The following is a 26,217-nucleotide window of genomic DNA, read 5'->3' as shown; positions in this document are numbered from 1 at the left end:
GACGCGGTGGATCGACCGCTCCGGCGTGGACTCTCGCAGCGTGACACCCCACCATTGTGAGGCGAGTCGGCCGAGCAAGCGCATGATGCCTTGAGGAGCCGGCGACCGCTCCATCTCATCTGCAAGAGGCCGTCACGCGACCATGCCGAGCGCCGGATTTGTCCACCTTCACGTTCACTCGGCCTATTCCCTGCTCAAGGGCTCGATCAAGATCGCCAAGCTCGCCGAGCTTGCGAAGAAGGACCATCAGCCCGCGCTGGCGCTGACCGACACCGACAATCTGTTCGGTGCGCTGGAGTTCTCCGACAAGATGGCGGGCTCCGGGATCCAGCCGATCGTCGGCTGCGAGCTCGCGATCGATTTCGGCGATCAGGACCCGAACGCGCGCAATGCGATGGGACCATCGCGCGTCGTGCTGCTGGCCGCGCAGGAGCGCGGCTATCGCAGCCTGATGCGGCTGAATTCGCGGGCGTTCCTGGAATCGCCCGACAGCCATGCCCCGTTCATCAAGTTCGACTGGTTCGAGGGCGAGACCGAGGGGCTGATCGCGCTTACGGGCGGTCCGGACGGCCCAATCTCGCTGGCGCTGGCCGGCGGCATGGCCGAGCTTGCGGCGACGCGCTGCGAGCGTCTGGCGGGCCTGTTCGGCGACCGCCTCTACATCGAACTGCAGCGCCACAACATCGACAAGGAGCGGCGCGTTGAAAGCGGCTTGATCGATATCGCCTATGCGAAGGGCCTGCCGCTGGTTGCGACCAACGAGCCGTATTTTGCCGCGACCGACGACTACGAGGCGCATGATGCGCTGCTCTGCATCGCCGGCGGCCGGCTGATCGCCGAGACCGATCGCGTGCAGCTCACGCCTGATCACCGCTTCAAGACCCGCGCCGAGATGGCGGTGCTGTTCGCCGACATTCCGGAGGCGCTGGCGTCCACGGTCGAGATCGCCGAGCGCTGCTCGTACCGCCCGATGACGCGCAAGCCGATCCTGCCGTTCTTCACCGTCGGCGCCGCGGCGAGCTCGGACGCCGCCTCGGTCGAGGCCGCCGAACTGAAGCGGCAGGCGGAGGAGGGGCTCGCCAACCGCCTGCGCGTGCACGGCCTGTCACAGGGCATGACCGAGGAGGACTACAACAAGCGCCTGGCGTTCGAGCTCGACGTCATCATGCGCATGAAGTACGCCGGCTACTTCCTGATCGTGTCCGACTTCATCAAATGGGCCAAGGCGCACGGCATCCCGGTCGGGCCGGGCCGCGGCTCCGGCGCAGGCTCGCTGGTGGCGTGGGCGCTGACCATCACCGACCTCGACCCGATCAAGTTCGGCCTGCTGTTCGAACGCTTCCTCAATCCGGAACGCGTCTCGATGCCGGACTTCGACATCGACTTCTGCCAGGACCGCCGCGGCGAGGTGATCAAGTACGTGCAGGAGCGCTACGGCCGCGACCAGGTCGCGCAGATCATCACCTTCGGTACGCTGCAGGCGCGCGGCGTGCTGCGCGATGTCGGCCGCGTGCTGCAGATGCCCTACGGCCAGGTCGACAAGCTGACCAAGCTGGTGCCGCAGAATCCGGCGGCTCCTGTCACGCTTGGGGCGGCGATCGAGAGCGAACCAAAACTTCAGGCGTTCCGCGATGAAGATCCGGTGGTGGCGCGCGCCTTCGACATCGCCCAGCGCCTCGAAGGCCTGACCCGCCACGCTTCGACCCACGCGGCCGGCATCGTGATCGGCGATCGCCCCTTGAGCGAACTCGTGCCGATGTACCGAGATCCGAAGTCGGACATGCCGGTGACCCAGTTCAACATGAAATGGGTCGAGCCGGCCGGCCTCGTGAAGTTCGACTTCCTCGGCCTGAAGACGCTGACCGTGCTCGACGTCGCCTGCAAGCTGCTCAAGCCGCGCGACATCCATGTCGATCTCGCCACACTGCCGATCGACGATGCCGAGAGCTATCAGATGCTAGCGCGCGGCGATGTGGTCGGCGTGTTCCAGGTTGAAAGCCAGGGCATGCGGCGCGCGCTGATCGACATGCGCCCGGACCGCTTCGAGGACATCATCGCGCTGGTCGCGCTCTATCGTCCCGGTCCGATGGCCAACATCCCGACCTATTGCGCGCGCAAGCACGGCGACGAGGAGCCGGAATATCTCCATCCGGTGCTCGAGCCGATCCTCAAAGAAACCTTCGGCGTCATCATCTACCAGGAACAGGTGATGCAGATCGCGCAGGTGATGTCGGGCTATTCGCTCGGCGACGCCGACCTGCTGCGCCGCGCCATGGGTAAGAAGATCCGCGCCGAGATGGACAAGCAGCGCGACATCTTCGTCGCGGGTGCGGTGAAGAACGGCGTGCCGAAAGGGCAGGCCGAGACCATCTTCGAATTGCTCGCCAAGTTCGCCGACTACGGCTTCAACAAGAGCCACGCGGCAGCCTATGCGCTGGTGTCCTACCACACCGCCTACATGAAGGCGCATTATCCGGTGGAGTTCATCGCGGCGTCGATGACGCTCGATCTCAACAACACGGACAAGCTCTCCGAATTCCGCTCCGAGGCGCAGCGCCTCGGCATCAAGCTCGAGCCGCCGAACATCAATCGCTCGGGCGCGACCTTCGAGGTCGGCGAGAAGACCATTTACTACGCGCTCGCCGCCCTCAAAGGCGTCGGTATCCAGGCGATCGAGCAGATCATCGAGGAGCGCACGAAGCGGGGGGTGTTCACCTCGCTCGCTGACTTCGCCGCGCGCGTCAATCCGCGTGCGATCAACAAGCGCATCATCGAAAGCCTGGCTGCCGCCGGCGCCTTTGATACGCTGGAGCCGAACCGCGCCCGCGTCTTCGCCGGGGCGGACTCGATCCTGGCTGCCTGCCAGCGTGCGCATCAGGCCGAGACGATCGGCCAGAACGACATGTTCGGCATGTCGGCGGACGCGCCGACCATCATGCTGCCGCAGATCGAGCCATGGCTGCCGGCCGAGCGGCTGCGCCGCGAATACGACGCGATCGGCTTCTTCCTGTCCGGACATCCGCTCGACGATTACGCCACCGTCCTGAAGCGGCTGCGCGTGCAGAGCTGGGCCGAGTTCTCGCGTGCGGTGAAGACCGGCGCCACCGCCGGCAAGGTCGCAGCCACCGTGGTCTCGCGCATGGAGCGTCGCACCAAGACCGGCAACAAGATGGGCATCATGGGGCTCTCTGATCCCACTGGCCACTTTGAGGCGGTGCTGTTCTCTGAAGGCCTCGCGCAATATCGCGACGTGCTGGAGCCGGGCGCCGCGGTGCTGCTCCAGCTCGGTGCCGAGCTCCAGGGCGAGGACGTGCGCGCCCGCGTGCTGCATGCCGAGCCGCTCGATGACGCCGCGGCCAAGACGCAGAAGGGCCTGCGTATCTTCCTGCGCGACACCAAGCCGCTCGAGTCGATCGCCAAGCGTCTCGCCGGACCCGACATGGCTGCGTCGAACGGCGCCGCACCAAAGATCGGCAGTCCCGGCATCGCACCGCGCTCCAATGGCGACGGCGAGGTCTCGCTGGTGATGATGCTCGACCTCGAGACCGAGGTGGAGATGAAGCTGCCCGGCCGCTTCAAGGTCTCGCCGCAGATCGCCGGCGCGATCAAGGCGGTCGCGGGCGTGGTGGACGTGCAGCAGCTCTGACGTTGCACGCGCCGCCGCAAACCAAAGCTTAACTATCAAGTTCACACCTGGTTTCGAAGTCTGCCGCGCACAGCTATCAGTTGTTTCCCGGCGCGAGACCAAGGAAGAAGAACCATGTGTGACAAATGCTCCGAAAATCTGCATCAATCGGTTGCTCCCTCCCGACGCTCGATGATGCTTTTTGCCGCCTCCGCGCTCGGGGTGGCGGCGTTTGGCGGGGCCGCGTTGGCCAAGGAGGCGAAAGCGCCGCCGAAACCTCAGAACGTGCTGTCGTCCGATGCGGCGCTCAAACGGCTGATGGAGGGCAATTCGCGCTACGTATCGGGAGTGTCGCGCCGTCACGACTTCGCGCACGAGCGCGAGGCATTGGTCGGCGGTCAGAATCCCTACGCTGCCGTTCTGAGCTGCGCTGATTCGCGGATCGCGCCTGAATATGCCTTCGACAGCGGACGCGGAGACCTGTTCGTGTGCCGCGTCGCCGGAAATTTTGCCGGCGATGAGACCGTTGCGAGCATGGAGTACACCGTCGCCGTGCTCGGCACGCCCCTGATCCTGGTGCTCGGCCATGACAATTGCGGCGCCGTCGACGCGACGATCAAGTCGCTCAAGGACGACAAGCCGCTGCCGGGACATATCCCCTCGCTGGTCGCCGCGATCGCACCGGCAGTGAAGACGGCTGCCCAGCAGAGCGGGAATGCGCTCGACAATGCCATCCGTCAGAATGTCATCGACAACGTGGTCAAGCTGAAATCGGCTGCGCCTATCCTCAATGCGGCAGTCGAGCAGGGCAAGCTCAAGGTGGTCGGCGGCATCTATCGGCTGAGCACAGGGACCGTCGAGTTGCTGGCCCAGGGCTGAGGTTGGTCGCGCGTCTTTCCGGCGGCTTGTCCGCGCGATCCACGCAGGGATCGTCGGATGTTGTTGCAACCTTGCGCTGATTTTGGCTAGCATACACCCGGGGAATGGACTGGGGTGTGCGATGCTGCGATGGGGTGCGTTGGTGGTGACCGCTGGCGTCGTGTTGGCGGGGTGCGTGAGCGATCAGGTCGGAACGGACTTCGCATCCGTGACAAAGAAGATCGGACCTCCGCGCGCGGGTCAGTCGCGTGTGGTGTTCCTGCAGGACAAGCGCAACGGCCTCAGCATGGCGTTGTGCGCCTGCGAGGTGAAGCTCGATGGTGCACCGATGGGTAAGGTGCTCGCCGGCAAATATGCCTATGCCGATCGCCCGGCCGGCCGTCACGACGTGCTGGTGACCGAGCTGATGTTTCCCGGCGACACCAAGCGCGAGATCGTGATGGAATCCGGCCGGACGCACTTCTACCTCATCAAGAGCAGTGCCAGGCACGATGCCGCCACGGGCGGGGCGGTGCTTGGCGGGCTGGCCGGGCTTGCTGTGGTTTCCGTCGCGACGGCTGGCGAGGCGAATCCGGGGCCCGCCGAGCTCGTCGCGCTGGATGAGGCGACCGCGCGAACGAAGCTCGCGGAGTTGCAGGCTGTCGAGTAAGATGCGCGGCACGATTGCCGCTCCATCAACGAGGGCGGCGCGATGGGGAGGAGCAAGGCATGTGCGCGAATTGCGGCCGTGATCACGACGTCCACATCCGCCCTTCGCGGAGGTCGCTCGTTCACTTCACGGTCTCTGCGGTCGGTTTGGCTTTCGCCGGCAAAGCCTTCGCGAAGGAGACCAAGCCGCCGCCCAAGCCGCAGAACGTGCTGTCGCCCGACGCTTCGTTGAAGCGGCTGATGGAAGGGAATGCACGCTACGTCGACGGTGTGTCGCGGCGTCACGATTTCAAGCATGAGCGCGAGGCGTTGGTCGGCGGGCAGAACCCGTTCGCCGCCGTGCTGAGCTGTGCCGATTCCCGCATCGCGCCGGAATATGCGTTCGACACGGGCCGCGGCGATCTCTTCGTCTGTCGCGTCGCCGGAAACTTTGCCGGCACCGAGACCATCGCGAGCATGGAATATGCGGTGGCCGTGCTGAACACGCCGCTGATCCTCGTGCTCGGCCATGATGCGTGCGGCGCGGTTGATGCGACGCTGAAGGCGATCAAGGACGACAAGCCGCCGCCGGGACACATCCCTTCGCTGGTCGATGCGATCGCGCCCGCCGCAAAAGCTGCAATGCAGCAGGGTGGCAACGTGCTCGACAAGGCGATCCGGCAGAACGTTGTCGACAACGTCGCCAAGCTGAAAGCGGCCGCGCCGATCCTCAATGCCGCTGCTGAGCAGGGCAAGATCAAGGTCGTCGGCGGCATCTACCGGCTCACGACCGGAACGGTCGATCTGATTGCGCAGGGCTGAGCGAACTGGCCGCTCCTGCCGTCTTATGGTCGCGAGACTGACGCGGAACTGACGTCGCAGGCGGGCGCCATGTCACCGCCTCAATCCAAGCCTTTCGTGACGACAGCCTTTCGTTCAAGCGCCATTCAGCCGGCCGCGCGTCTGATGTGCGGTGGCACCTCAACAACAGCGAGCACAAGCCATGCGTGGGACGCTCAAAGTCTTCATCTGCCTTTTCCTGCCGATCGTGGTCCTTGCCGCGGGCGCGCCGCATCAGGCGCGTGCACAGCAGCAGGAAAAGCGCATCGCGCTCGTGGTCGGCAACGCCGCCTATGCCAAGTCGCCGCTGGCGACGACCGCGAACGATGCCGGCCTGATCGCGCAGACGCTGCAGGCCGCGGGCTTCGACGTCGTCGGCGCCCGCGATCTCGACGGCGACACGCTGCGCAAGAGCTTTCGCGATTTCGTCCAGAAGGCGCAGGCGTCGGGACCCGGCACCGTCGCGATGGTCTATCTGGCCGGCTATGGCGTGCAGCTCGCCGGCGAGAACTATTTCATCCCGGTCGATTCCAACATCACCCGCGACACCGACATTCCGACCGAAGCCTTGCGCATCAGCGACTATGCGCGCCAGCTTGCGGCCATTCCGCTCAAGGCCAACATCGTCGTGCTCGATGCAGCCCGCGCACAGCCTTTCATCGAGGGCGGGCAGCCGATCGCGAGCGGGCTGGCGCTGGTCGAGCCTGATCCGAACATGCTGATCGCGTTCAACGCCGCGCCCGGCACGGTGGCGCCGGAGGAGCCGGGACCCTATGGCATCTACGCGCAATCGCTGGCGGAGATGATCCGCACCGGCGGCCTGGCGCTGCCAGACGTCTTCGACCGCGTCCGCCTGCGCGTCAACGAGGCCAGCAAGGGCGCGCAGGTACCCTGGAACGAGCAGAAGATATCGGCGCCGTTCTCGTTCTTCGAGCGCGGGCCCGACGCGCCGCCGCCGGAGACGGCGCCGGACCAGGTCGCCGCGATCCGAAGCAAGCCGATCCGCGATCTCGGTGCGCAGGATGCCTATGCCGCCGCGCTCTCGCGCGACACGATGCCGGCCTATGAGGAATTTCTCGCGGCCTATCCGAACGATCCGATGTCCAGGCGCGTGATGGCGATCGTCGCGGCGCGCCGCGAGGCGATCACCTGGCGGCGCACGTATCGGACCGATACGCCGGACGCTTACTGGTCCTATCTGCGCCGCTATCCGCGCGGGCCGCATGCCGGCGACGCACGGCGCAGGCTTGCGATCCTGACCGCGCCGCTCGAGCCGCCGCCGAGCTTTGCCATGCTGGATTACGACGTGCCGCCACCGCCGCCGGAGGAGGTGGTCTATGTCGATCGCCCGGTGCTGTATTTCAGCGACCCCGATTTCGGCTTCGCGCCGCCACCGCCGCCGCCGGTCTACTATCTGCCGCCGCCGCCGCCCGATTTCGTCGTGCTGCCGCCGCCACTGCCCGTGGTCGGCCTGTTCGTGCTGCCGCAGCCGGTGTTCGTGCCGATCCCGGTGTTCGTGAGGCCGCCGGTCTATGTCGCGCCGCCGCCGAACAACATCATCTACCAGAACATCCATAACACCACGGTCATCAACACCGTGATCAACCAGGCGCCGGCGCCTGCGCCTGCTGCGGGAGCCGGCGCTGGGCCTGCCAATCTGGCGCCCGCGGTTGCCGGCCGCGCCAACCCGGTGGCGCCAGCCGTGCCGCAGGCGGTGATGCAGCGCGCCGCCCTGATCCAGCAGGGCAAGGCGCCGTTGCCGCCGAGCGCGACAATCCAGCCGACGGCAAAGCCCGGGACACCAGCGGTGACGCCGGCGAATGTTGCGCCGACCACGGCGCCATCGCCGTTGGTCGCGCCGCAGACCAAGCTGCCCCAGGCCAACACGCTGCCGGTTCCTGGTGCCCATGGTGGTCCGCCGGTGCCGCCGGCCGGGGCAGGGCCCCTGCCGGGTGGCAGGCCCGCACCAACGGCGACTGCGCCCGGTGCAACGCCGCCGGCTCATCCGGGGGCGCCGACGGCCGCAGCGCCCGGCACAACACTGCCTGCCCATCCCGGTGCGCCAAATACGGCCGCTACAACTGCGCCCGCCACGACAAGCCCGACCGCAGCGCCGTCACCGCTGGTCGCGCCGCAGACCAAGCTGCCCCAGGCCAACACACTGCCGGTTCCCGGCGCCCATGGTGGTCCGCCGGCGCCGCCGGCCGGGGCAGGGCCCCTGCCGGGCGGCAGGCCCGCACCAACGGCGACAGCGCCCGGAGCGACGCCGCCCGCTCATCCGGGGGCGCCGTCGGCTGCGGCTCCCGGCCAGCCTCCCAAGCCGCCGGTGGCACAAACGCCGCCGGGGGCCGGGCCTGCTGATCGTGCCAAGTCCGCAACCCGCGAGTCGCCCGGCACGCCTCCGGCCGCGGCCGGACGGCCGGTTGTTGCGCCGCCGCCCTCGGCTGCGCATGAGCCGATCCGGCCGCAGAATCGGCCATCGGCCGCTCCGCCCCAGGCAGCGAGACCCGTTGCACCGCCGCCGCGGCCCCAGGCAGTGGCGCGGCCCACGCCGCCGCCTCCGCATGTATCTGCGCCACCGCCTCCGCCGCGTGTATCCGCGCCGCCGCCCCGGGTGGCTGCGCCTCCGCCGCCACGGATGGCTGCACCTCCGCCGCCGCGACCCGCTCCGCCGCCAGTCGCCGCGGCCCGTCCGGCGCCGCCACCGCCTGTTGCCCGGCCGGCTCCTCCACCGCCGGTGGCCCGTCCGGCTCCACCACCGCCGCCACCACGGGTGGCCGTGGCCCCGCCGCCGCGTCCGGCGGCACCTCCGCCACGCCCGGCGCCCCCGCCGCCCGCCGCAAAGAAGTGCCCGCCCAACCAGCCGAGGTGCTAGATGGCAGGGCGGTATTGATGGAGTAGGGGTCTTTCGCGGGCGAAAACCGCCCAGATCAGGCCCTTATTTCCTTGCTTCTGGCCGAAATTGCGCTATAGAGCGCGCCATCTCACACGGAAACATGGCTCACAAGGCCGTCCGGTGGCAACCGGGGCGAGAACGCTCCGTTTTGCTCACACGTTTCCGGAGGAACCAACCGGAGAATTAGAACGATGGCACTACCCGATTTCACCATGCGTCAGCTTTTGGAAGCTGGCGTGCACTTTGGTCACCAGTCTCACCGCTGGAATCCGAAAATGGCTCCGTTCATTTTCGGCACCCGCAACAACATCCACATCGTCGACCTCGCCCAGACCGTGCCGATGCTGCATCAGGCCCTTCAGGCCGTCAGCGACACGGTGGCCAAGGGCGGCCGCATCCTGTTCGTCGGCACCAAGCGCCAGGCGCAGGACGGCGTTGCCGATGCTGCCAAGCGCTGCGCGCAGTATTTCGTCAATTCGCGCTGGCTCGGCGGCACGCTGACCAACTGGAAGACGATCTCGGCCTCGATCAAGCGCCTTCGTCACCTCGACGACGTGCTCTCGGGCGGCGAAGCCAATTCCTACACGAAGAAGGAGCGCCTGACGCTTCAGCGCGAGCGCGACAAGCTCGATCGCTCGCTCGGCGGCATCAAGGACATGGGCGGTCTGCCCGACCTGATCTTCGTGATCGACACCAACAAGGAAGACATCGCGATCCAGGAGGCCCAGCGCCTCAACATCCCGGTCGCCGCGATCGTCGACACCAATTCGGACCCGAAGGGCATCACCTATGTGGTGCCGGGCAATGACGACGCCGGCCGCGCCATTTCGCTGTACTGCGATCTGATTGCGCGTGCGGCGATCGACGGCATCTCGCGCGCCCAGGGCGATTCGGGCATCGACATCGGTGCCTCGGTTCGTCCGGTCGCCGAAGAGCTGCCGGCGGCGTCCTCGAGCGGCTTCCAGGGCCTCGCTGGTCCCCGCGGCACCGCCGACGACCTCAAGAAGCTCCCGGGCGTGTCGGGCGCGATCGAGAAGAAGTTCAACGACCTCGGCATCTTCCATTACTGGCAGCTCGCCGAGCTCGACCACGACACCGCGCACACGATCGGCGAAGAAGTGGGTCTGCCGAGCCGCGCGGATGCCTGGGTGGCCAAGGCCAAGGCGCTGACCGCGGAAGCGGAATAGTCAAAAAGAGCGATGGGTTGGCCGGATAGGATCCGGCCACCATTTCAGTTGACGCGAATCCCTGAGATGGACCGCGGCGGGGCGATTGGGTGCCACGCCGCGGCAAACCGGCAGGCACAAAGGATTTTCAACGATGGCAACGATCACAGCTGCGATGGTCAAGGATCTGCGCGAGTCGACCGGCGCAGGCATGATGGACTGCAAGGCCGCGCTCACCGAAAACGACGGCAACATGGAAGCGGCGCAGGACTGGCTGCGCAAGAAGGGCCTGTCGAAGGCCGCCAAGAAGTCGGGCCGCGTCGCGGCCGAGGGCCTGATCGGCGCGCTCACCAAGGGCACCAAGGGCGTCGTGGTCGAGGTCAACTCCGAGACCGACTTCGTCGCGCGCAACGGCCAGTTCCAGGGTCTGGTCAAGATGATCGCCCAGGTCGCCTTCGACGCCGGCGCCGATGTCGAGAAGATCAAGGCCGCCAAGGTCGGCGACGTCACGATCGAAGCCGCCATCAATGATGCGATCGCCACCATCGGCGAGAACATGACGCTGCGCCGTGCCGCTTCGCTCGAAGTGAAACAGGGCGTGGTGTCGCACTACGTCCATGGTGCCGTCATCGACGGCGCCGGCAAGATGGGCGTGATCGTCGCGCTGGAATCGCCGGGCAAGGCCGACGAACTCGCCGCCCTCGGCCGCCAGATCGCGATGCATGTCGCGGCCGCCAACCCGCTGGCGCTCGATCCGTCCGGCCTCGATCCGGCCGTGGTCAAGCGCGAGAAGGACGTGCTCGCCGACAAGTACCGTCAGCAGGGCAAGCCGGAGAACGTGATCGAGAAGATCGTCGAGTCCGGCCTGAAGACCTACTACAAGGAAGTCTGCCTGCTCGACCAGGCCTTCATCCACGACACCGGCAAGTCGGTGGCGCAGGCGGTGAAGGAAGCCGAGGGCAAGGTCGGCGGCGCAGTGAAGATCGCCGGCTTTGTGCGCTATGCTCTCGGTGAGGGAATCGAGAAGCAGGAAAGCGACTTCGCAGCCGAGGTCGCGGCGGCCAGCGGCAAGAAGTAAGCGCCGGAACGTTCCTTCCGGCGTGCCGCCGGAAGCGGCGCCCGGACAAGGAAAGTGCTCATGACTGATCCGGTCTATCGTCGCGTCGTGATCAAGCTGTCCGGCGAATATCTCGCGGGACAGCAGGGGTTTGGCATCGATCAGCCGACCGTCGACCGGGTTGCGGACGATCTGATCGCCGCCCGCAAGCTCGGCACCGAGGTTGCGGTCGTGATCGGCGGCGGCAACATGGTCCGCGGCGTCGAGGTCTCCTCCCGGGGGGTGTCGCGCACCACCGGCGACACCATGGGCATGCTCGCCACCATGATGAACTGCCTCGCGCTGGAAGCGGCGATCGAGCGCAAGGGCACGCCGGCACGCACGCTCTCGGCCTTCGTCATGCCCGAGATTTCCGAGCTGTTCACCCGCACTGCAGCGCACAAATACCTCGCCGAAGGCCGGATCGTGCTGCTCGGCGGCGGAACCGGCAATCCGTTCTTCACCACCGATACGACCGCGGTGCTGCGCGCCGCCGAAATCGGCGCGGAGGCGGTCCTGAAGGCGACCAATGTCGATGGCGTCTACTCGGCCGACCCGAAGAAGGATCCGACGGCCACGCGGTTCGACCGGCTGACGCATTCGCAGGCGATCGCTGGCGGCTACAAGGTGATGGATGCGACCGCCTTCGCGCTTGCCCGCGAGACGTCGCTGCCTATCATCGTGTTCTCGATCGCGGAACCGGGCTCGATCGGTGCGATTCTGCGTGGCGTCGGCCACGGAACCATCGTCGCCGGCTGACGGCTCAGCTGCCGCGCCCTCAAGAGAAGGGGGCGGTGAGGTCGCCGGGATTTTGAAGGAGAAACGTGATGCCCACGGGTAATTTCGACCTCAACGAAGTGAAGCGCCGCATGCAGGGCGCCGTCGCCTCGCTCAAGCACGAGCTTGGCGGCCTGCGCACGGGGCGCGCCTCCGCCTCGATGCTCGATCCCGTGCAGGTCGACGCTTATGGCAGCCACATGCCGCTGAACCAGCTCGCCACCGTCAGCGTGCCCGAGCCGCGCCTGATCTCGGTGCAGGTCTGGGACAAGTCGATGGTCAAGGCGGTGGAGAAGGCGATCGTCGATTCCAATCTCGGCCTGTCGCCCGCGACCGAAGGCCAGGTGCTGCGCCTGCGCATCCCCGAGCTCAACGAGGAGCGCCGCAAGGAGCTGGTCAAGGTGGCGCACAAATACGCGGAAGCCGCCAAGGTCGCGGCGCGCCACGTTCGCCGCGACGGCCTCGACGTCCTGAAGAAGCTCGAGAAGAATCACGAAATGTCGGAGGACGACCAGAAGCGTCACGCCGACGAGGTACAGAAGGCGACCGACGGCACCATCGCCGAGATCGACCAGCTGCTGGCCGCCAAGGAAAAAGAAATCCTGACCGTCTAAGGCTACCCTCATGTCCAACGCCGCCGCGCCCGCAACGGAAGGACCCGACCGGTCCGAGGCGCCCGCGCATGTTGCCATCATCATGGATGGCAACGGGCGTTGGGCGGCCGCGCGCGGCCTGCCGCGTGCGGAGGGGCATCGCCGCGGCGTCGAGGCCCTGCGCCGCGTGGTGCGCGCCTCGCACGAACTCGGCATCCGCTATCTCACCATCTTCTCCTTCTCATCGGAGAACTGGTCGCGTCCGGCGAGCGAGATCGGCGATCTCTTCGGTCTGCTCCGCCGCTTCATCCGCAACGATCTGGCGAGCCTGCATCGCGACGGCGTCAAGGTCCGCATCATCGGCGAGCGGGACGGGCTCGAAAGCGATATCTGTTCGCTGCTCAACGAGGCCGAGGAATTGACGCGCGACAACACGCGCCTCACGCTCGTCGTCGCCTTCAACTACGGCTCGCGGCAGGAGATCGCGAAGGCGGCGCAGAAGCTGGCGCGCGAGGTTGCCGAAGGTAAGCGAGATCCCGCCACGATCGATGCCGAGACGCTCGGCGCGCATCTCGATGCGCCCGACATTCCCGATCCCGACCTCATCATCCGCACCAGCGGCGAGCAGCGCCTCTCGAATTTCCTGATGTGGCAGGCCGCCTATAGCGAGCTCGTCTTCGTGCCGATCCACTGGCCCGATTTCGACAAGACGGCGCTCGAAAGCGCGATCGCCGAATTTGCCAGGCGCGAGCGCCGTTTCGGCGGCCTGGTCGCGAAAACCGCCTCGTGAGCGAACCCGACGCCGCATCGGCAGGCGCAAAGCCTGCCCCGAGCAATCTGGTGATGCGGGTCCTCGCAGCGCTGGTGCTGGCGCCGCTGGCCATTGCGATCGCTTATGCCGGCGGCTGGCTGTGGGCGCTTCTCGTCACGCTGGTGTCGATCGGGCTGTTCACGGAATGGCTGATGGTGGTGGGCGCGGGATCGGCAGCGTTGACCGGGGCAGGGACGGTCGTCATCGCCATGATGGGAGCCGCCGTCGCTTTTGGCGCGCTCAAGACCGCCGTCATCACCGGCCTCATCGGTGGCGCGATCGTGACGCTGATCGCGCGGGGCAAGTTCTTGTGGGCGGCCACCGGCTTCGCCTATGCATCGGCGGCGCTGCTGGCCTCGATCCTGGTGCGCAAGGATCTCGTCAACGGTTTCTCCGCACTGATGTTCGTCCTGCTGGTGGTCTGGGCGACCGATATCGGCGGCTATTTCGCCGGCCGCGGCATTGGCGGGCCGAAGCTGTGGCCGCGCGTGAGCCCGAAGAAGACCTGGGCCGGCGCCCTCGGCGGCTTTGCCGCGAGCCTTGCGGTCGCCGCCGGCTTTGCGGCTTTTGGGGTCGGCAAGGCGGTCCCGCTGCTGCTCGTCAGCGCCGTGCTCTCGGTGGTGTCGCAGCTCGGCGACCTGTTCGAATCCGCGGTGAAGCGGCGGTTCGGAGTCAAGGATTCCAGTCACTTAATTCCCGGCCATGGCGGACTTATGGACCGCCTGGACGGCTTTGTTGCCGCCATCCTGGCGGCCTGGTTTATCGGCTTTCTCCGTCACGGTGCGCATAGCGCCGGAAGCGGTCTTATGGTTTGGTGAGGATATGAGCGCCGTTCCCTTGCGTAATAACAGGCTTGCTGCGTCCGACATTCGCAGCGTCACAGTCCTCGGTGCCACCGGCTCGATCGGCGACAGCACGATGGATCTGCTGCGCGCCTCTCCCGAGCGCTACCGCGTCGAGGCCTTGACGGCGAACGGCAATGTCGAAGCGCTGGCCAAGCTCGCGAAGGAATTTTCCGCGCGCTACGTCGCGATCGCCGACACCTCCAAGCTCGGCGAGCTCAAGGCTCTACTTGCGGGAACGAGCACCGAATGCGGCGCCGGCGAAAGCGCGGTGATCGAGGCTGGCGCCCGTCCCGCCGATTGGGTGATGGCGGCCGTCAGCGGCGCGGCCGGTCTGAAGCCGGCGCTGGCGGCGGTCGATCGCGGCGCGCATGTCGCGCTCGCCAACAAGGAATGCCTCGTCTGCGCCGGTGATTTCTTCATGCAGCGCGCGGCGAAAGCGGGCGCCTGCATCCTGCCGGCCGATTCCGAGCACAATGCGCTGTTCCAGGCACTCGCCTCGGGCAATCGCGACGAGCTCGTCCGCGTCATCATCACGGCCTCGGGCGGCCCGTTCCGAACCTGGAAGCCGGCCGACATCGAGCAGGCGACGCTCGAGCAGGCGCTGAAGCATCCGAACTGGAGCATGGGCCAGAAGATCACGATCGATTCCGCGTCGATGATGAACAAGGGCCTCGAAGTGATTGAGGCGTCCTATCTGTTCGCGCTCTCGTCCGACGAGATCGACGTGCTTGTGCATCCGCAGTCGATCATCCACGGCATGGTCGAATTCTCCGACCGCTCGGTGATGGCGCAGCTCGGTGCGCCCGACATGCGCACGCCGATTGCCCACTGCCTCGGCTGGCCCGATCGCATCAAGGGCCCGGCGGCCAAGCTGGACCTCGCCAAGATCGGTCAGCTCACCTTCGAGGCGCCCGACTTCGAGCGGTTCCCGGGACTACGGCTGGCCTACGATGCGCTCCGGACCGGGAAGGGGGCCACCACGGTCTACAATGCCGCTAATGAGGTCGCGGTCGCCGCCTTCATCGCCGGCAAGATCCGCTTCGGCGCCATTGCGCGGCTGGTCGAGGCGACCCTGGATGACTGGACCCGCGGCGGGAACCAGGCGCCCATGACGTCCGCCGACGATGCAATCTCTGTTGACCATGTTGCTCGAAATAGAGCTGCCGCCCTATTGCCTCAAATTGCCTTAAAGGCATCCTAGTTGGTTCGGGGCCAGGGCCTTGCGGCGCTGGGTGAGGGAAATCGATGATCGACTTTTTTGTCCATAGTTTCAATACGTTGAGCCATGGGCTCCTCGGCTACGCGGTTCCCTTCCTGTTTGTCCTGACCATCGTCGTGTTCTTCCACGAACTCGGCCATTTCCTGGTCGCGCGCTGGGCGGGCGTTCGGGTGTTGACCTTTTCGCTCGGTTTCGGACCCGAGCTGATCGGTTTCAACGACCGGCACGGCACCCGCTGGAAGATCTCGGCGATCCCGCTCGGCGGCTACGTCAAGTTCTTCGGTGACGAGAGCGAGGCCTCGACCCCCTCGGCCGAGACGCTCGCCGCCATGTCGCCCGAGGAGCGCGCCGGCAGCTTCCACCACAAGAAGGTCGGCCCGCGCGCGGCCATCGTCGCGGCCGGACCGATCGCCAATTTCATTCTGGGCGCGCTGATCTTCGCCGGCATGGCCCTGTACTACGGCAAGCCGAGCACGATCGCGCGCGTCGACGGCGTCGTCGCCGACGGCGCGGCGGCCGCGGCCGGTTTCAAGATCGGCGACGTCGTCGTTCAGATCGACGGCAAGCCGATTGAGAGCTTTGCCGACATGCAGCGAATCGTTGCGATGAACGCCGGTTCGGCGCTTGCGTTCCAGGTGAAGCGCGACGGGGCCATCGTGTCGCTGACTGCGACCCCGGCGCTGCTCGAGCGCAAGGATCCGTTCGGGAACAGCCACCGTGTCGGCGTGCTCGGCGTCGAGCACAAGTCGCAGGCCGGCGAGGCCTCGACCGCACCCGTCGGTGTCGGTGAGGCGTTCAAGATCGGCGTGGAACAGGTCTGGTTCATCATCACCAGCACCTTCAAGTTCCTGGGCTCGCTGTTTGTCGGGCACGGTAACCCGAACGAGGTCAGTGGCGTCCTTGGCATCGCGAAGATGTCGGGGCAGGCGGCCAGTGCCGGGTTCCAGTTCGTGATCAATCTCTGCGCAGTGCTGTCGGTGTCGATCGGTCTGTTGAATCTGTTCCCGATCCCGCTGCTCGATGGCGGTCACCTTATGTTCTATGCGGCCGAAGTGGTCCGCGGCCGGCCCCTGTCCGAGCGGACTCAGGAGATGGGGTTCCGAATCGGGCTGGGTTTGGTGCTGATGTTGATGGTGTTTGCGACCTACAACGACATCCTGCGGATGGCAGCTTCCTGATAGGGGCTTTTTTGTGGCGTTGCTGTTGAGCAACGTCCTGGAATGAAATTGAAATTACGGCGCTTTCGGCCGTTTGCGGCGTCGGCGAAATTGGCTACAAGCGGCCAGAACTTGGGGAATCTCCAGACCGGCGTTGGGGTGGGTCTGGCACGGAATGATAAGGGCGCGTTGCGCATGAAGTTTGGACTGCGACTCCGGGGGGGCTTGCTCGCAACCCTGATCATGTTCGGCGCGCCGGTGGTTGCCCCGGTCGGGGCTGTTTTTGTGTCTTCGTCTGCGCTTGCTCAGACCGTCCAGTCGATTTCCGTCGAAGGAAATCGCCGCGTCGAGGTGGAGACGATCCGCTCCTATTTCAAGCCGGGTCCGGGCGGCCGCCTGGATCAAGGCGCCATCGATGACGGCCTCAAGGCGCTGATCGAGACCGGCCTGTTCCAGGACGTCAGGATCAACCGTGGCCCCGGCGGCCAGATCATCGTCTCCGTAGTGGAAAACCCGGTGATCGGGCGCATCGCCTTCGAGGGCAACAAGAAGATCAAGGACGAGCAGCTCACCACCGAGATCCAGTCCAAGGCGCGCGGAACCTTCTCCCGCGCCATGGTGCAGTCCGACACGCTGCGAATCGCCGAAATCTACCGCCGCTCCGGTCGCTACGACGTGCGCGTCACGCCCGAAATCATCGAGCAGCCGAACAACCGCGTCGATCTCATCTTCACGATCGTGGAAGGCTCCAAGACCGGCGTGAAGTCGATCGAGTTCGTCGGCAACGTCGCGTTCTCGTCCTACCGCCTGCGGGACGTCATCAAGACGCGCGAATCGAACCTTCTCAGCTTCCTTGCCAGCGGCGACATCTACGACCCTGATCGTGTCGAGGCCGACCGCGACCTGCTCCGCCGCTTCTATCTCAAGAACGGTTTCGCCGACGTCCAGGTCGTGGCCGCGCTCACCGAATACGATCCGGAGAAGAAGGGCTTCAACGTCACCTTCAAGATCGAGGAAGGCTCGCAGTATCGCGTCGGCGCGGTCGACTTCCGCTCCAGCATTCCGAACTTCGATCCGTCTTCGATGCGGGCCTATTCGCGCGTCGGTGTCGGCTCGCTCTACAACGTCGAATCGGTCGAGAAGTCGGTCGAGGAGATGCAGATCGAAGCCTCGCGCCGCGGCTATGCCTTCGCCGTGGTCCGTCCCGGCGGCGACCGCAATTTCGAGGCGCACACGGTGTCCGTCGTGTTCAACATCGACGAGGGCCCGCGCACCTATATCGAGCGCATCAACCTGCGCGGCAACACCCGCACGCGTGATTACGTCATCCGCCGCGAGTTCGACATCTCGGAAGGAGATGCCTACAACCGCGCGCTGGTCGATCGCGCCGAGCGGCGCCTGAAGAACCTCGACTATTTCAAGAGCGTCAAGATCACGACGGAGCCCGGCTCGTCGAGCGACCGCGTCATCCTGATCGTCGACATGGAAGAGAAATCGACCGGCGACTTCTCGATCTCGGGCGGTTACTCCACGACCGACGGCGCGCTCGCCGAGGTCTCGGTCTCCGAGCGCAACCTGCTTGGCCGCGGCCTGTTCGCCAAGGCGTCGGTGACCTACGGCCAGTACGCGCGCGGCTATTCGCTGTCGTTCGTCGAGCCGTACCTGCTCGACTACCGCGTCGCGCTCGGCCTCGACCTCTATCAGCGCCAGCAGCTGTCCAACAGCTACATCTCCTACGGCACCAAGACGCTCGGCTTCTCGCCGCGGCTCGGCTTCTCCCTGCGTGAAGACCTGGCGCTGCAGCTGCGCTACTCGATCTACCAGCAGGAAATCTCGCTGCCGTATTACCTGGCGAACTGTAACAACATCCCTGGTCCGGGCTTCAACCCGAGCCCGGCTTTCGCCGCGTCGCAGACGCCGCCGATTGACCTGAGCTCGACCAACGGCCTCGGCTGCTACAGCGACGGCGAAGCCTCGCTGCCGGTCCGCAAGGAGCTTGCCGGCGGCAAGACCCTGACCTCGGCGCTCGGCTACACGCTGACCTACAACACGCTGGACAACAACAAGAACCCCACCGACGGTCTGCTCGTCGACTTCCGCCAGGACTTCGCCGGCGTCGGCGGCGACGTCTCCTACCTGAAGTCGGTGATCGACGCGAAGTACTACACCCCGCTGGTGTCCGATATCGTCGGCCTCGTGCACGTGCAGAGCGGCATCCTGAACAAGATCGGCAGCAACGATCTGCGCATGCTCGATCACTTCCAGATGGGCCCGAACCTCGTCCGCGGCTTCGCTCCGAACGGCATCGGCCCGCGCGACATCAACCCGTTCGACACGCAGGACGCGCTTGGCGGCACCAAGTACTGGGGCGCTTCGTTCGAATTGCAGATGCCGTTCTGGTTCCTGCCGAAGGAAGTGGGTCTGAAGGGCGCGGTCTATGCCGATGCCGGCGGTCTGTATGACTACAAGGGACCGACGACGTGGAGCGTGACCGGCGAAACGACCACGCCAGCCAACTCGAACTGCATCCCCTCGACCACCAATCCGGTGACTGCGGGAACCTGTACCGGCCTGATCTATGACGACAGCAAGGTGATCCGCTCGTCGGTCGGTGTCGGCCTGATCTGGCAGTCGCCGTTCGGTCCGCTGCGCTTCGACTACGCCGTGCCGCTCAGCAAGGGCAAGTACGACCGTACCCAGGAGTTCCGGTTCGGCGGCGGCACCACCTTCTAATTCGAACAGCACTGCATGATCCGGTCCCTCAGTTTTCCTGGGGGACCGATCTCTAAAAAGATCGTGCTCAATCCATGAGATAAGGCATGATGCGGCCAGACCGCTTCATGCCGAAGCCGGACCGCGACGGGGTGGAATGGCGCAGCCGACCTTCTTCACAAAGCCGCCAGCCACAGCGCTGGCCGACATTGCCACGCTGACCAAGGCGCAACTGGTCGACCCCGAGAGGGGCGGCCACGTCATCACGGGCCTGGCTTCGCTCGACGAAGCCGGCCCGATGCATCTGGCATTCTTCGACAACCTCAAATACGCCAATCAGCTCAGGGCAACCAAGGCGGGGGCCTGTCTGGTCAGTCCGCGCTTCGAGGCCGAGGTGCCGGCGCATGTGGCCGTGCTGCGGGTGGCGCAGCCCTTCCGCGCCTTCGTCAGGATCGCACGGGAGTGGCACGGCGACGCGCTGAGGCCGCAATCCTGGGTCGGCAATGACCGCATCGCGCCGTCGGCCATCATCGACCCCACGGCTCGGCTCGAGGACGGCGTGATCGTCGATCCCCTGGCGGTGATCGGTGCCGATGTCGAGATCGGCAGCGGCACCGTGGTCGGCGTCGGCGCCGTGATCGGCCCCGGCGTCAAGATCGGCCGCGACTGCAATGTCGGCGCCCGTACCGCGATCCAGTGCGCCCTGATCGGCAACAACGTCCTGATCCATCCGGGCTGCTCGATCGGCCAGGACGGTTACGGCTTCATCTTCTTCGGCCCCGAAGGCCATCTGAAGGTGCCGCAGACCGGGCGCGTGCTGATCCAGAACGACGTCGAGGTCGGCGCCAATACCACGATCGACCGCGGGTCTTTGCGGGATACGGTCATCGGCGAGGGGACCAAAATCGACAATCAGGTCCAGATCGGCCACAATGTGACGATCGGCCGGCACTGCCTGCTGGCGGCCCAGATCGGCCTCGCGGGCAGCCTGACTATCGGCGACAACGTGGCGCTCGGAGCGAAGGTGGGCATCAACAATCACCTCAAGATCGGCGATGGAGCCCAGGTGACCGCGATGAGCGCGGTCAAGGACGACATTCCGCCGGGCGGCCGCTGGGGCGGGCATTTCGCCAAGCCGACCAAACAATGGTTCAAGGAGATCATCGCGGTGGAGCGCCTGGTACGCGACAGCAAGGCCGATCCGAAGGACGAGGGACGGGAATGACGGAGGAATCGCCTATCAAGTTCGAGCTGGTGGACATCAACGCGATCCTCCAGACGCTGCCGCACCGCTTTCCGATGTTGCTGATCGATCGCGTGATCAACATCCGCGCCGATTACAGCGGCATCGGCATCAAGAACGTCACCTTCAACGAGCCGGCCTTCCAGGGGCATTTCCCCGAGCGCCCGGTCTATCCCGGCGTCATGATGATCGAGGCGATGGCGCAGACGGCGGGCGTGATCGGCATCAAATCGGTCGAGGGCACCGAGAAGCCGCGCGCGGTGTATTTCCTCACCATCGACAAGTGCAAGTTCCGCAAGCCCGTGCTGCCCGGCGATACCATCGAGTATCACATGCGCTCGCTCGGCCGCCGCAAGACCATGTGGTGGTTTCACGGTGACGCCAAGGTCAACGGCCAGGTCGTTGCGGAGGCCGACGTCGGCGCCATGCTGACGGACTGAGGGACCAACTGCGCGAATGGATTCAAGCGTGGCAGTCGTAGCGGCTACCGGCGGTTTCGCGCCTGATATTCTGGTTGAAGAACTGGCCCATCGACGGTGCGCCGAGGAGACGCTCGACCGTGTCGGCTGTCACGCCGCAATAGCGGTCATAGGCGCCGCCCGCCACGACGACGAGGTCCTGCCGCGCGCGATCGTAGCAGACCCGCTGGAGCACCGTGCTGCGGGTGATGTCGCGGCACTCGAATGTCCCGAGATCGACGCGGTGGCGCTCGCCGATCTCGACCGTTTCGGAGACAACAGGCGCAGCCGCGAGCTGTGCGAACAGAAGTGCCAGGGCCCTGACCATGTTAACTTCAAGCTCCACATGAACACGTTGAAGGGCCGGGACGCCGGCCTCATCCGGCACTTGAAACACGCCGAGATGATACGTCACTGGACAGATCGGGCATAGTCGCGCTAACCACCGGAAAAGCGAGCGACTTCAACACATAAGCAGACCTTTTTGATGAGCAGGATTGATCCCACCGCACGGGTCGCGGACGGCGCCGTGATCGGCGAGGGCACCGAGATCGGACCCTATTGCATCATCGGCCCGAATGTCGTGATAGGCGCGAACTGCAAGCTGATCGGGCACGTGCATGTCACGGCGCAGACCACCATTGGCGATGATTGCACCATCTATCCCTTTGCCTCGCTCGGCACGCCGCCGCAGTCGCTCAGCTATCGGGGCGAGCTGACGAAGCTCGAGATCGGCTCAGGCTGCACCATCCGCGAATCCGTGACCATGAACGCCGGTACCGTCGCCGGCGGCGGCATCACCACGGTCGGCGACCGCGGCTACTTCATGAATTGCAGCCATGTCGGCCACGACTGCCATGTCGGCAACGACGTGATCTTCGCAACCTCGGCCACGCTCGGCGGTCACGCCGAGATCGGCGACTTCGTCTTCATCGGCGGCCTATCCGCGGTGCACCAGTTCACCCGCATCGGGCCGCAGGTCATGGTCGGCGGCGTGTGCGGCGTGCGTGACGACATCATTCCGTTCGGCCTCGTCAACGGCCAGTATGCGGTGCTCGAGGGCCTCAACATCATCGGCATGAAGCGTCGCAAGTTCACCAAGCAACGGCTCGCGACGGTGCGCGGCTTCTATCAGAAGCTTTTTCACGGGCCCGGAACGTTCGCCGAGCGGCTCGAGGCGGCGCGGCCGCTCGCGGGGGAAGATCCGGCCATAGCCGAAATCCTCGACTTCATCGGCAAGGGCAAGCGCCCGCTCTGTCTTCCCGCCATCGAAAAGTGAAGCTGCGATGGCCGCGGACATGACATCGGCGGCTTCGGAGATTTCATCGCCGGTCGGCGTGGTCGCGGGCGGCGGCGCGATGCCATTCGCGGTGGCCGAGTCGCTCGCTGCGCGCGGCATCACGCCGGTGCTGTTTCCGCTGCGCGGAGCCTGCGATCCGGCGCGGGTAGAGAAATTCCGCCATCGCTGGATATCGGTCGGCCAGCTCGGTCGCGCCATGCGGCTGTTCCGCGAGGAAGGCTGCCGCGACCTGATCTTCATCGGCACCCTGGTGCGGCCTTCGTTGTCCGAGATCCGGTTCGACATCAAGACGCTGCGCCTGCTCGGCAACGTCATCCGCGCCTTTCGCGGCGGCGATGATCATCTTCTCTCCGGCGTCGGCCGCCTCCTGGAGCAGGACGGCTTTCGCATGGTCGGCATCAAGGATGTCGCGCCAGACCTGCTGATGCCCGAAGGCTGCATCAGTCGTGCCTGGCCGAATGACAATGCCAAGGTCGATATCGAGCGCGGGCGCGCGGTGCTGACCGCGCTCGGCCCGTTCGACATCGGCCAGGCTGCCGTCGTGATCGACGGCCATGTGGTGGCGGTAGAGGACATCGAGGGCACCGACGCGCTGCTCGCGCGCGTCGCGCGCCTGCGCGAGGAGGGCCGCATCCGCGCCGCCACCGGCCGCGGCGTGCTGGTGAAGGCGCCGAAGAGCGGCCAGGATCTGCGCTTCGACCTGCCGACGATCGGCCCGCGCACCATCGAGGGGGTCGCCAAGGCCGGCCTTGCCGGCATCGCCGTCATCGCCGGCAACACGATTGCCGCAGAGCCGCAGGCGATGATCGCGCTTGCGGACGCCAAATATCTCTTCGTGATCGGCCTGCCCAAATGATGCAGACCCGCGATCCCAAGCGAAAGATTTTTCTGATCGCCACGGAGGAATCCGGCGACCGTCTCGGCTCGGCCCTGATGAAGGTGCTGCGCCAGCGCCTCGGCGATGGCGTGCAGTTCGAGGGAGTCGGCGGCCGCACCATGGCGCGCGAAGGGCTGGAGACGCTGTTTCCGATCGAGGAGCTGTCGATCGTCGGTTTCGCTGCGGTGGCGCAGCAATTGCCGAAGATCCTGCGGCTGATCCGCCAGACCGTGGACGCCGTGACCGAGGCCGCGCCGGACGCGCTCGTCATCATCGACAGCCCGGACTTCACCCATCGCGTCGCACGTCGCGTGCGCGCGAAGAATCCTGCGATCCCGGTCGTCGACTACGTTTCGCCGCAGCTCTGGGCCTGGCGGCCCGGACGGGCGCGGACCATGCTCGGCTATGTCGATCATGTGCTCGGCCTGTTGCCGTTCGAGCCGGAGGAATACCGCAAGCTCGGCGGGCCGCCCTGCAGCTATGTCGGCCATCCCCTGATCGAGCAATTGTCCTCGCTGCGGCCGAATGTGGAGGAGCAGAAGCGCCGCAATAGTGAGCCGCCGGTGCTGCTGGTGCTGCCGGGCAGCCGCCGCAGTGAGATCCGGCATCATCTCGAGGTGTTTGGCGCGGCGCTCGGCCGGTTGCAGGGGCAGGGGTGCGCCTTCGAGCTGATGCTGCCGACCATGCCGCATCTCGAGGCCAACGTGCGCGAAGGCATTGCGAGCTGGCCGGTGAAGCCGCAAATCGTGATCGGCGAGGCCGAGAGGCGCGCCGCCTTCCGGATCGCGCATGCCGCGCTGGCGAAGTCCGGCACGGTGACGCTCGAGCTCGCGCTGTCAGGCATTCCGATGGTGACGGCCTATCGTGTCGGCGCGATCGAGGCCTTCATCCTGCGCCGTGCGATCCGCGTCTCCTCGGTGATCCTCGCCAATCTCGTGATCGGCGAGGATGTGATTCCGGAGTATTTGCAGGAAGACTGCACGCCGGAAAAGCTCGCGCGGGCGCTGTCGGAGGTGCTGACCGACACGCCGCTGCGCAGGCGGCAGGTCGAAGCCTTGGCCCGGCTCGATCAGATCATGTCGACAGGTAATAAGTCGCCAAGTGTGCTCGCCGCCGATGTCGTGCTCGCGACGATGCGGAAGGCGCGACGGTAGACGACGGTCTTGTAGGGTGGGCAAAGCGCAGCGTGCCCACCCTACGACACTGCCCTAGGCCAAGCCGCCGTCGACCCGAAAACACTGACTGGTGATGCGTTGGCTTTCGTCGGATGCGAGGTACAGCGCCATATTGGCGATGTCCTCGGGCGTCACCGCATCGGGAATGGCCTGGCGGGTGCGAAACTCTGCGATGACCCGTTCGTCCGGATACCACAGCCGGCGCTGGCGTTCGGTGATCACCATGCCCGGCGCGATCGCGTTGACGCGGATGCGGTCGGGGCCGACGGACCGCGCCAGCGAGTTGGTGAAGCCCACGATGGCGGCCTTCGCCGCGGCATAGACCGGCAGCGCCGGGGCGCCGCGCATCCAGGCGATCGACGACATGTTGATGATCGAGCCGCCGCCGCGCGCCTGCATCTGCGGCACCACGGCTTGTGCGGCAAAGAAGACGTGCTTCAGATTGACGCCGATCATCCGGTCGAACTCGGCGGGCGTAATCTCCGCGAGCACCTGGCGCTGGTCGTTGGCGGCGTTGTTGACCAGCACCGCGGCGTCGCCGAGCTTCCGTTGGACCTCTGCCATCGCGGCGCGCAGAGCGTCGATGTCGAGGAGGTCGCAAGGTACGAACAGTGGCGCCGTGTCGGACACCGCGGCCACCTCCTTCACCAGCGCGCCGCCTGCGGCTTCGTCGACATCGAGGAACGCGACGCGGGCGCCTTGGCCTGCGAAGGCGCGTACGAAGGCGGCACCGATGCCGCTGGCGCCACCGGTGATCAGCACCACGCGGTTGGTGAGGCCGGCATAGTTCGTCTTTGTCATGCGATCAGTCGCTCCGTCTCGGGGTCGAACAGGCAAAGGCGGCGGGTGTCGAGCGCAAAGGGGGCAGAGGTGCCCGGCGCGGGCCGGACGTCCGGCGAGATGCGCGCCTGGGCGGACTCGCCGCCAAGCCGCAGCAGGACGATGGTCTCGGCCCCGGTGGGCTCGACCATCTCGACCGGCGCGGTGACGACGACCGGCGCGCCGGACGTGCCGGAGAATGCGCGGTCGCCTTCGGCGATGCATTCCGGCCTGATCCCAAGCACCACCTCGCGGCCGACATAAGATGCGGCGGCATCGTAGCCCTGCAGATGCAGCCGCACCTCGTCGGAGCGCCCGGCGCCGATCACGACCACCGGCCCGCTACCATCTGCCTCGAGCCGAGCCGGCATCGTGTTCATCGGCGGCGAGCCCATGAAGCGGGCGACGAACAGATTGGCGGGATAGCGGTACACGGTGTCGGGATCGGCAAACTGCTGCACCACGCCGCGGTGCATCACGGCGATCCGCGTCGCCATCGTCATGGCCTCGATCTGGTCGTGGGTGACGTAGACGATGGTGGCGCCGATGCGCTGATGCAGGCGCTTGATCTCCATCCGCATCTCGACGCGCAGCTTGGCGTCGAGATTGGAGAGCGGCTCGTCGAACAGGAAGAGCAGGGGATTGCGCACCAGCGCCCGGCCCATCGCCACGCGCTGACGCTGGCCGCCTGAGAGCTGCGACGGCTTGCGGCCGAGCAGCGGCTCGATCTGGAGCAGCCGGGCGACGTTCGCAAGCGCCTTCTCCTGCTCCGCCTTGGCGACGCGTCGGCATTCCATGCCGAAGGTGATGTTCTGGCGCACCGTCATGGAGGGATAGAGCGCATAGGACTGGAACACCATGGCGATGTCGCGGTCCTTGGGCGGGACATCGTTGACGACGCGCCCGCCGATCTCGATCGTGCCGTCGCTGGGACGATCGAGCCCGGCGACGATGTTGAGCAGCGTGGACTTGCCGCAGCCGGAGGGCCCGACCAGCACGGTGAACTCGCCGCTCTCGATGTCGAGATCGATGCCCTTCAGCACCTCCAGATTGGCGTAGCGCTTCGACAGGGCGCGAATGCTCAGTGCTGCCATGATGGCCT

The 26,217-nt window shown here is 66.1% G+C and carries 22 protein-coding genes; 19 read left to right on the top strand and 3 right to left on the bottom strand.

Translation table 11 applies throughout. The features are described from left to right. The first annotated feature begins 142 nt into the window (after nucleotides 1-142). The 16 genes from dnaE (at nucleotide 143) to fabZ (ending at nucleotide 20,926) form a co-directional block, all read left to right on the top strand. Nucleotides 143-3,646: a DNA polymerase III subunit alpha gene (gene dnaE, locus JQ592_RS06650; protein WP_211402089.1), complete on the top strand. Its 3,504-nt coding sequence runs from the start codon at nucleotides 143-145 to the stop codon at nucleotides 3,644-3,646. A gap of 114 nt (nucleotides 3,647-3,760) precedes the next feature. Then, nucleotides 3,761-4,504, top strand: a complete 744-nt coding sequence (locus tag JQ592_RS06645; RefSeq protein ID WP_211402088.1) for a carbonic anhydrase — start codon at nucleotides 3,761-3,763, stop codon at nucleotides 4,502-4,504. 208 nt (nucleotides 4,505-4,712) lie between these two features. Next, nucleotides 4,713-5,153, top strand: a complete 441-nt coding sequence (locus JQ592_RS06640; RefSeq protein ID WP_349630446.1) for a DUF2846 domain-containing protein — start codon at nucleotides 4,713-4,715, stop codon at nucleotides 5,151-5,153. 59 nt (nucleotides 5,154-5,212) lie between these two features. After that, nucleotides 5,213-5,953 carry a carbonic anhydrase gene (locus tag JQ592_RS06635; RefSeq protein WP_211402086.1) on the top strand — a complete coding sequence of 247 codons (741 nt, stop codon included), beginning with the start codon at nucleotides 5,213-5,215 and terminating at the stop codon, nucleotides 5,951-5,953. A 181-nt stretch (nucleotides 5,954-6,134) separates the two neighbouring features. Further along, nucleotides 6,135-8,846, top strand: coding sequence for a caspase family protein (locus JQ592_RS06630; protein WP_211402085.1), 2,712 nt, complete (start codon nucleotides 6,135-6,137; stop codon nucleotides 8,844-8,846). A gap of 212 nt (nucleotides 8,847-9,058) precedes the next feature. Then, nucleotides 9,059-10,054: a 30S ribosomal protein S2 gene (locus tag JQ592_RS06625; RefSeq protein ID WP_130366453.1), complete on the top strand. Its 996-nt coding sequence runs from the start codon at nucleotides 9,059-9,061 to the stop codon at nucleotides 10,052-10,054. 133 nt (nucleotides 10,055-10,187) lie between these two features. Then, nucleotides 10,188-11,111 (top strand): translation elongation factor Ts, encoded by a 924-nt coding sequence (gene tsf / locus JQ592_RS06620; protein ID WP_211402084.1) that lies wholly within the window; start codon nucleotides 10,188-10,190, stop codon nucleotides 11,109-11,111. A 60-nt stretch (nucleotides 11,112-11,171) separates the two neighbouring features. After that, on the top strand, nucleotides 11,172-11,888 hold the full coding sequence (gene pyrH / locus JQ592_RS06615) for a UMP kinase (protein ID WP_211402083.1): 717 nt from the start codon (nucleotides 11,172-11,174) through the stop codon (nucleotides 11,886-11,888). A gap of 68 nt (nucleotides 11,889-11,956) precedes the next feature. After that, the gene (gene frr, locus JQ592_RS06610) at nucleotides 11,957-12,520 is read left to right on the top strand and encodes a ribosome recycling factor (protein ID WP_100179729.1); all 564 of its coding nucleotides are present in this window, start codon (nucleotides 11,957-11,959) and stop codon (nucleotides 12,518-12,520) included. Between the two features lie 10 nt (nucleotides 12,521-12,530). Then, nucleotides 12,531-13,289 carry an isoprenyl transferase gene (locus JQ592_RS06605; protein ID WP_211402082.1) on the top strand — a complete coding sequence of 253 codons (759 nt, stop codon included), beginning with the start codon at nucleotides 12,531-12,533 and terminating at the stop codon, nucleotides 13,287-13,289. Continuing rightward, complete coding sequence (locus tag JQ592_RS06600; protein WP_211402081.1) at nucleotides 13,286-14,128, top strand: phosphatidate cytidylyltransferase; 843 nt, start codon at nucleotides 13,286-13,288, stop codon at nucleotides 14,126-14,128. The genes JQ592_RS06605 and JQ592_RS06600 overlap by 4 nt, the downstream gene beginning before the upstream one ends. A 4-nt stretch (nucleotides 14,129-14,132) precedes the next feature. After that, nucleotides 14,133-15,356 carry a 1-deoxy-D-xylulose-5-phosphate reductoisomerase gene (gene dxr / locus JQ592_RS06595; RefSeq protein WP_211402080.1) on the top strand — a complete coding sequence of 408 codons (1,224 nt, stop codon included), beginning with the start codon at nucleotides 14,133-14,135 and terminating at the stop codon, nucleotides 15,354-15,356. A gap of 44 nt (nucleotides 15,357-15,400) precedes the next feature. After that, on the top strand, nucleotides 15,401-16,552 hold the full coding sequence (rseP, locus tag JQ592_RS06590) for an RIP metalloprotease RseP (RefSeq protein ID WP_211402079.1): 1,152 nt from the start codon (nucleotides 15,401-15,403) through the stop codon (nucleotides 16,550-16,552). Nucleotides 16,553-16,726: 174 nt separating this feature from the next. Continuing rightward, on the top strand, nucleotides 16,727-19,264 hold the full coding sequence (gene bamA / locus JQ592_RS06585) for an outer membrane protein assembly factor BamA (protein ID WP_211402078.1): 2,538 nt from the start codon (nucleotides 16,727-16,729) through the stop codon (nucleotides 19,262-19,264). Between the two features lie 136 nt (nucleotides 19,265-19,400). Beyond that, nucleotides 19,401-20,468, top strand: a complete 1,068-nt coding sequence (lpxD, locus tag JQ592_RS06580) for a UDP-3-O-(3-hydroxymyristoyl)glucosamine N-acyltransferase (RefSeq protein ID WP_211402077.1) — start codon at nucleotides 19,401-19,403, stop codon at nucleotides 20,466-20,468. Beyond that, nucleotides 20,465-20,926 (top strand): 3-hydroxyacyl-ACP dehydratase FabZ, encoded by a 462-nt coding sequence (gene fabZ / locus JQ592_RS06575; RefSeq protein ID WP_183238958.1) that lies wholly within the window; start codon nucleotides 20,465-20,467, stop codon nucleotides 20,924-20,926. Before lpxD ends, fabZ begins: the two co-directional genes overlap by 4 nt. Before the next feature lie 22 nt (nucleotides 20,927-20,948). Here the strand turns inward: fabZ and JQ592_RS06570 are convergent, their stop codons facing one another. Next, nucleotides 20,949-21,272, bottom strand: coding sequence for a KTSC domain-containing protein (locus JQ592_RS06570; RefSeq protein ID WP_211402076.1), 324 nt, complete (start codon nucleotides 21,270-21,272; stop codon nucleotides 20,949-20,951). 159 nt (nucleotides 21,273-21,431) lie between these two features. On the opposite strand from JQ592_RS06570, the gene lpxA reads away from it, so the two are divergent. The 3 genes from lpxA to lpxB are packed head-to-tail and all read left to right on the top strand — an operon-like array spanning nucleotide 21,432 to nucleotide 24,275. Beyond that, nucleotides 21,432-22,223 carry an acyl-ACP--UDP-N-acetylglucosamine O-acyltransferase gene (gene lpxA, locus JQ592_RS06565; protein WP_211402075.1) on the top strand — a complete coding sequence of 264 codons (792 nt, stop codon included), beginning with the start codon at nucleotides 21,432-21,434 and terminating at the stop codon, nucleotides 22,221-22,223. Between the two features lie 19 nt (nucleotides 22,224-22,242). After that, nucleotides 22,243-23,100, top strand: coding sequence for an LpxI family protein (locus JQ592_RS06560; protein ID WP_211402527.1), 858 nt, complete (start codon nucleotides 22,243-22,245; stop codon nucleotides 23,098-23,100). Further along, nucleotides 23,097-24,275 carry a lipid-A-disaccharide synthase gene (gene lpxB / locus JQ592_RS06555; RefSeq protein WP_211402074.1) on the top strand — a complete coding sequence of 393 codons (1,179 nt, stop codon included), beginning with the start codon at nucleotides 23,097-23,099 and terminating at the stop codon, nucleotides 24,273-24,275. The genes JQ592_RS06560 and lpxB overlap by 4 nt, the downstream gene beginning before the upstream one ends. A 54-nt stretch (nucleotides 24,276-24,329) precedes the next feature. Here the strand turns inward: lpxB and JQ592_RS06550 are convergent, their stop codons facing one another. Then, nucleotides 24,330-25,097, bottom strand: a complete 768-nt coding sequence (locus JQ592_RS06550; RefSeq protein ID WP_211402073.1) for an SDR family NAD(P)-dependent oxidoreductase — start codon at nucleotides 25,095-25,097, stop codon at nucleotides 24,330-24,332. Beyond that, on the bottom strand, nucleotides 25,094-26,209 hold the full coding sequence (locus tag JQ592_RS06545; RefSeq protein ID WP_211402072.1) for an ABC transporter ATP-binding protein: 1,116 nt from the start codon (nucleotides 26,207-26,209) through the stop codon (nucleotides 25,094-25,096). Before JQ592_RS06545 ends, JQ592_RS06550 begins: the two co-directional genes overlap by 4 nt. Between the last annotated feature and the right edge of the window lie 8 nt (nucleotides 26,210-26,217).

The sequence above is a fragment of the Bradyrhizobium iriomotense genome (assembly GCF_018129405.1).
Lineage (GTDB): Bacteria > Pseudomonadota > Alphaproteobacteria > Rhizobiales > Xanthobacteraceae > Bradyrhizobium > Bradyrhizobium iriomotense_B.
The sequence above is the reverse complement of the archived record's forward strand: the minus strand, read 5'-3'. Positions and strand labels throughout refer to the sequence as shown.

Coding starts and splice junctions, on each gene's coding strand:
- JQ592_RS06545 (WP_211402072.1), bottom strand. CDS start 26,209: ATGGCAGCACTGAGCATTCGCGCCCTGTCGAAGCGCTACGCCAATCTG.
- dnaE (WP_211402089.1), top strand. CDS start 143: ATGCCGAGCGCCGGATTTGTCCACCTTCACGTTCACTCGGCCTATTCC.
- JQ592_RS06550 (WP_211402073.1), bottom strand. CDS start 25,097: ATGACAAAGACGAACTATGCCGGCCTCACCAACCGCGTGGTGCTGATC.
- frr (WP_100179729.1), top strand. CDS start 11,957: ATGCCCACGGGTAATTTCGACCTCAACGAAGTGAAGCGCCGCATGCAG.
- lpxB (WP_211402074.1), top strand. CDS start 23,097: ATGATGCAGACCCGCGATCCCAAGCGAAAGATTTTTCTGATCGCCACG.
- bamA (WP_211402078.1), top strand. CDS start 16,727: ATGAAGTTTGGACTGCGACTCCGGGGGGGCTTGCTCGCAACCCTGATC.
- lpxA (WP_211402075.1), top strand. CDS start 21,432: ATGAGCAGGATTGATCCCACCGCACGGGTCGCGGACGGCGCCGTGATC.
- pyrH (WP_211402083.1), top strand. CDS start 11,172: ATGACTGATCCGGTCTATCGTCGCGTCGTGATCAAGCTGTCCGGCGAA.
- fabZ (WP_183238958.1), top strand. CDS start 20,465: ATGACGGAGGAATCGCCTATCAAGTTCGAGCTGGTGGACATCAACGCG.
- lpxD (WP_211402077.1), top strand. CDS start 19,401: ATGGCGCAGCCGACCTTCTTCACAAAGCCGCCAGCCACAGCGCTGGCC.
- tsf (WP_211402084.1), top strand. CDS start 10,188: ATGGCAACGATCACAGCTGCGATGGTCAAGGATCTGCGCGAGTCGACC.
- JQ592_RS06560 (WP_211402527.1), top strand. CDS start 22,243: ATGACATCGGCGGCTTCGGAGATTTCATCGCCGGTCGGCGTGGTCGCG.
- JQ592_RS06605 (WP_211402082.1), top strand. CDS start 12,531: ATGTCCAACGCCGCCGCGCCCGCAACGGAAGGACCCGACCGGTCCGAG.
- JQ592_RS06570 (WP_211402076.1), bottom strand. CDS start 21,272: ATGGTCAGGGCCCTGGCACTTCTGTTCGCACAGCTCGCGGCTGCGCCT.
- JQ592_RS06635 (WP_211402086.1), top strand. CDS start 5,213: ATGTGCGCGAATTGCGGCCGTGATCACGACGTCCACATCCGCCCTTCG.
- rseP (WP_211402079.1), top strand. CDS start 15,401: ATGATCGACTTTTTTGTCCATAGTTTCAATACGTTGAGCCATGGGCTC.
- JQ592_RS06645 (WP_211402088.1), top strand. CDS start 3,761: ATGTGTGACAAATGCTCCGAAAATCTGCATCAATCGGTTGCTCCCTCC.
- JQ592_RS06630 (WP_211402085.1), top strand. CDS start 6,135: ATGCGTGGGACGCTCAAAGTCTTCATCTGCCTTTTCCTGCCGATCGTG.
- JQ592_RS06625 (WP_130366453.1), top strand. CDS start 9,059: ATGGCACTACCCGATTTCACCATGCGTCAGCTTTTGGAAGCTGGCGTG.
- dxr (WP_211402080.1), top strand. CDS start 14,133: ATGAGCGCCGTTCCCTTGCGTAATAACAGGCTTGCTGCGTCCGACATT.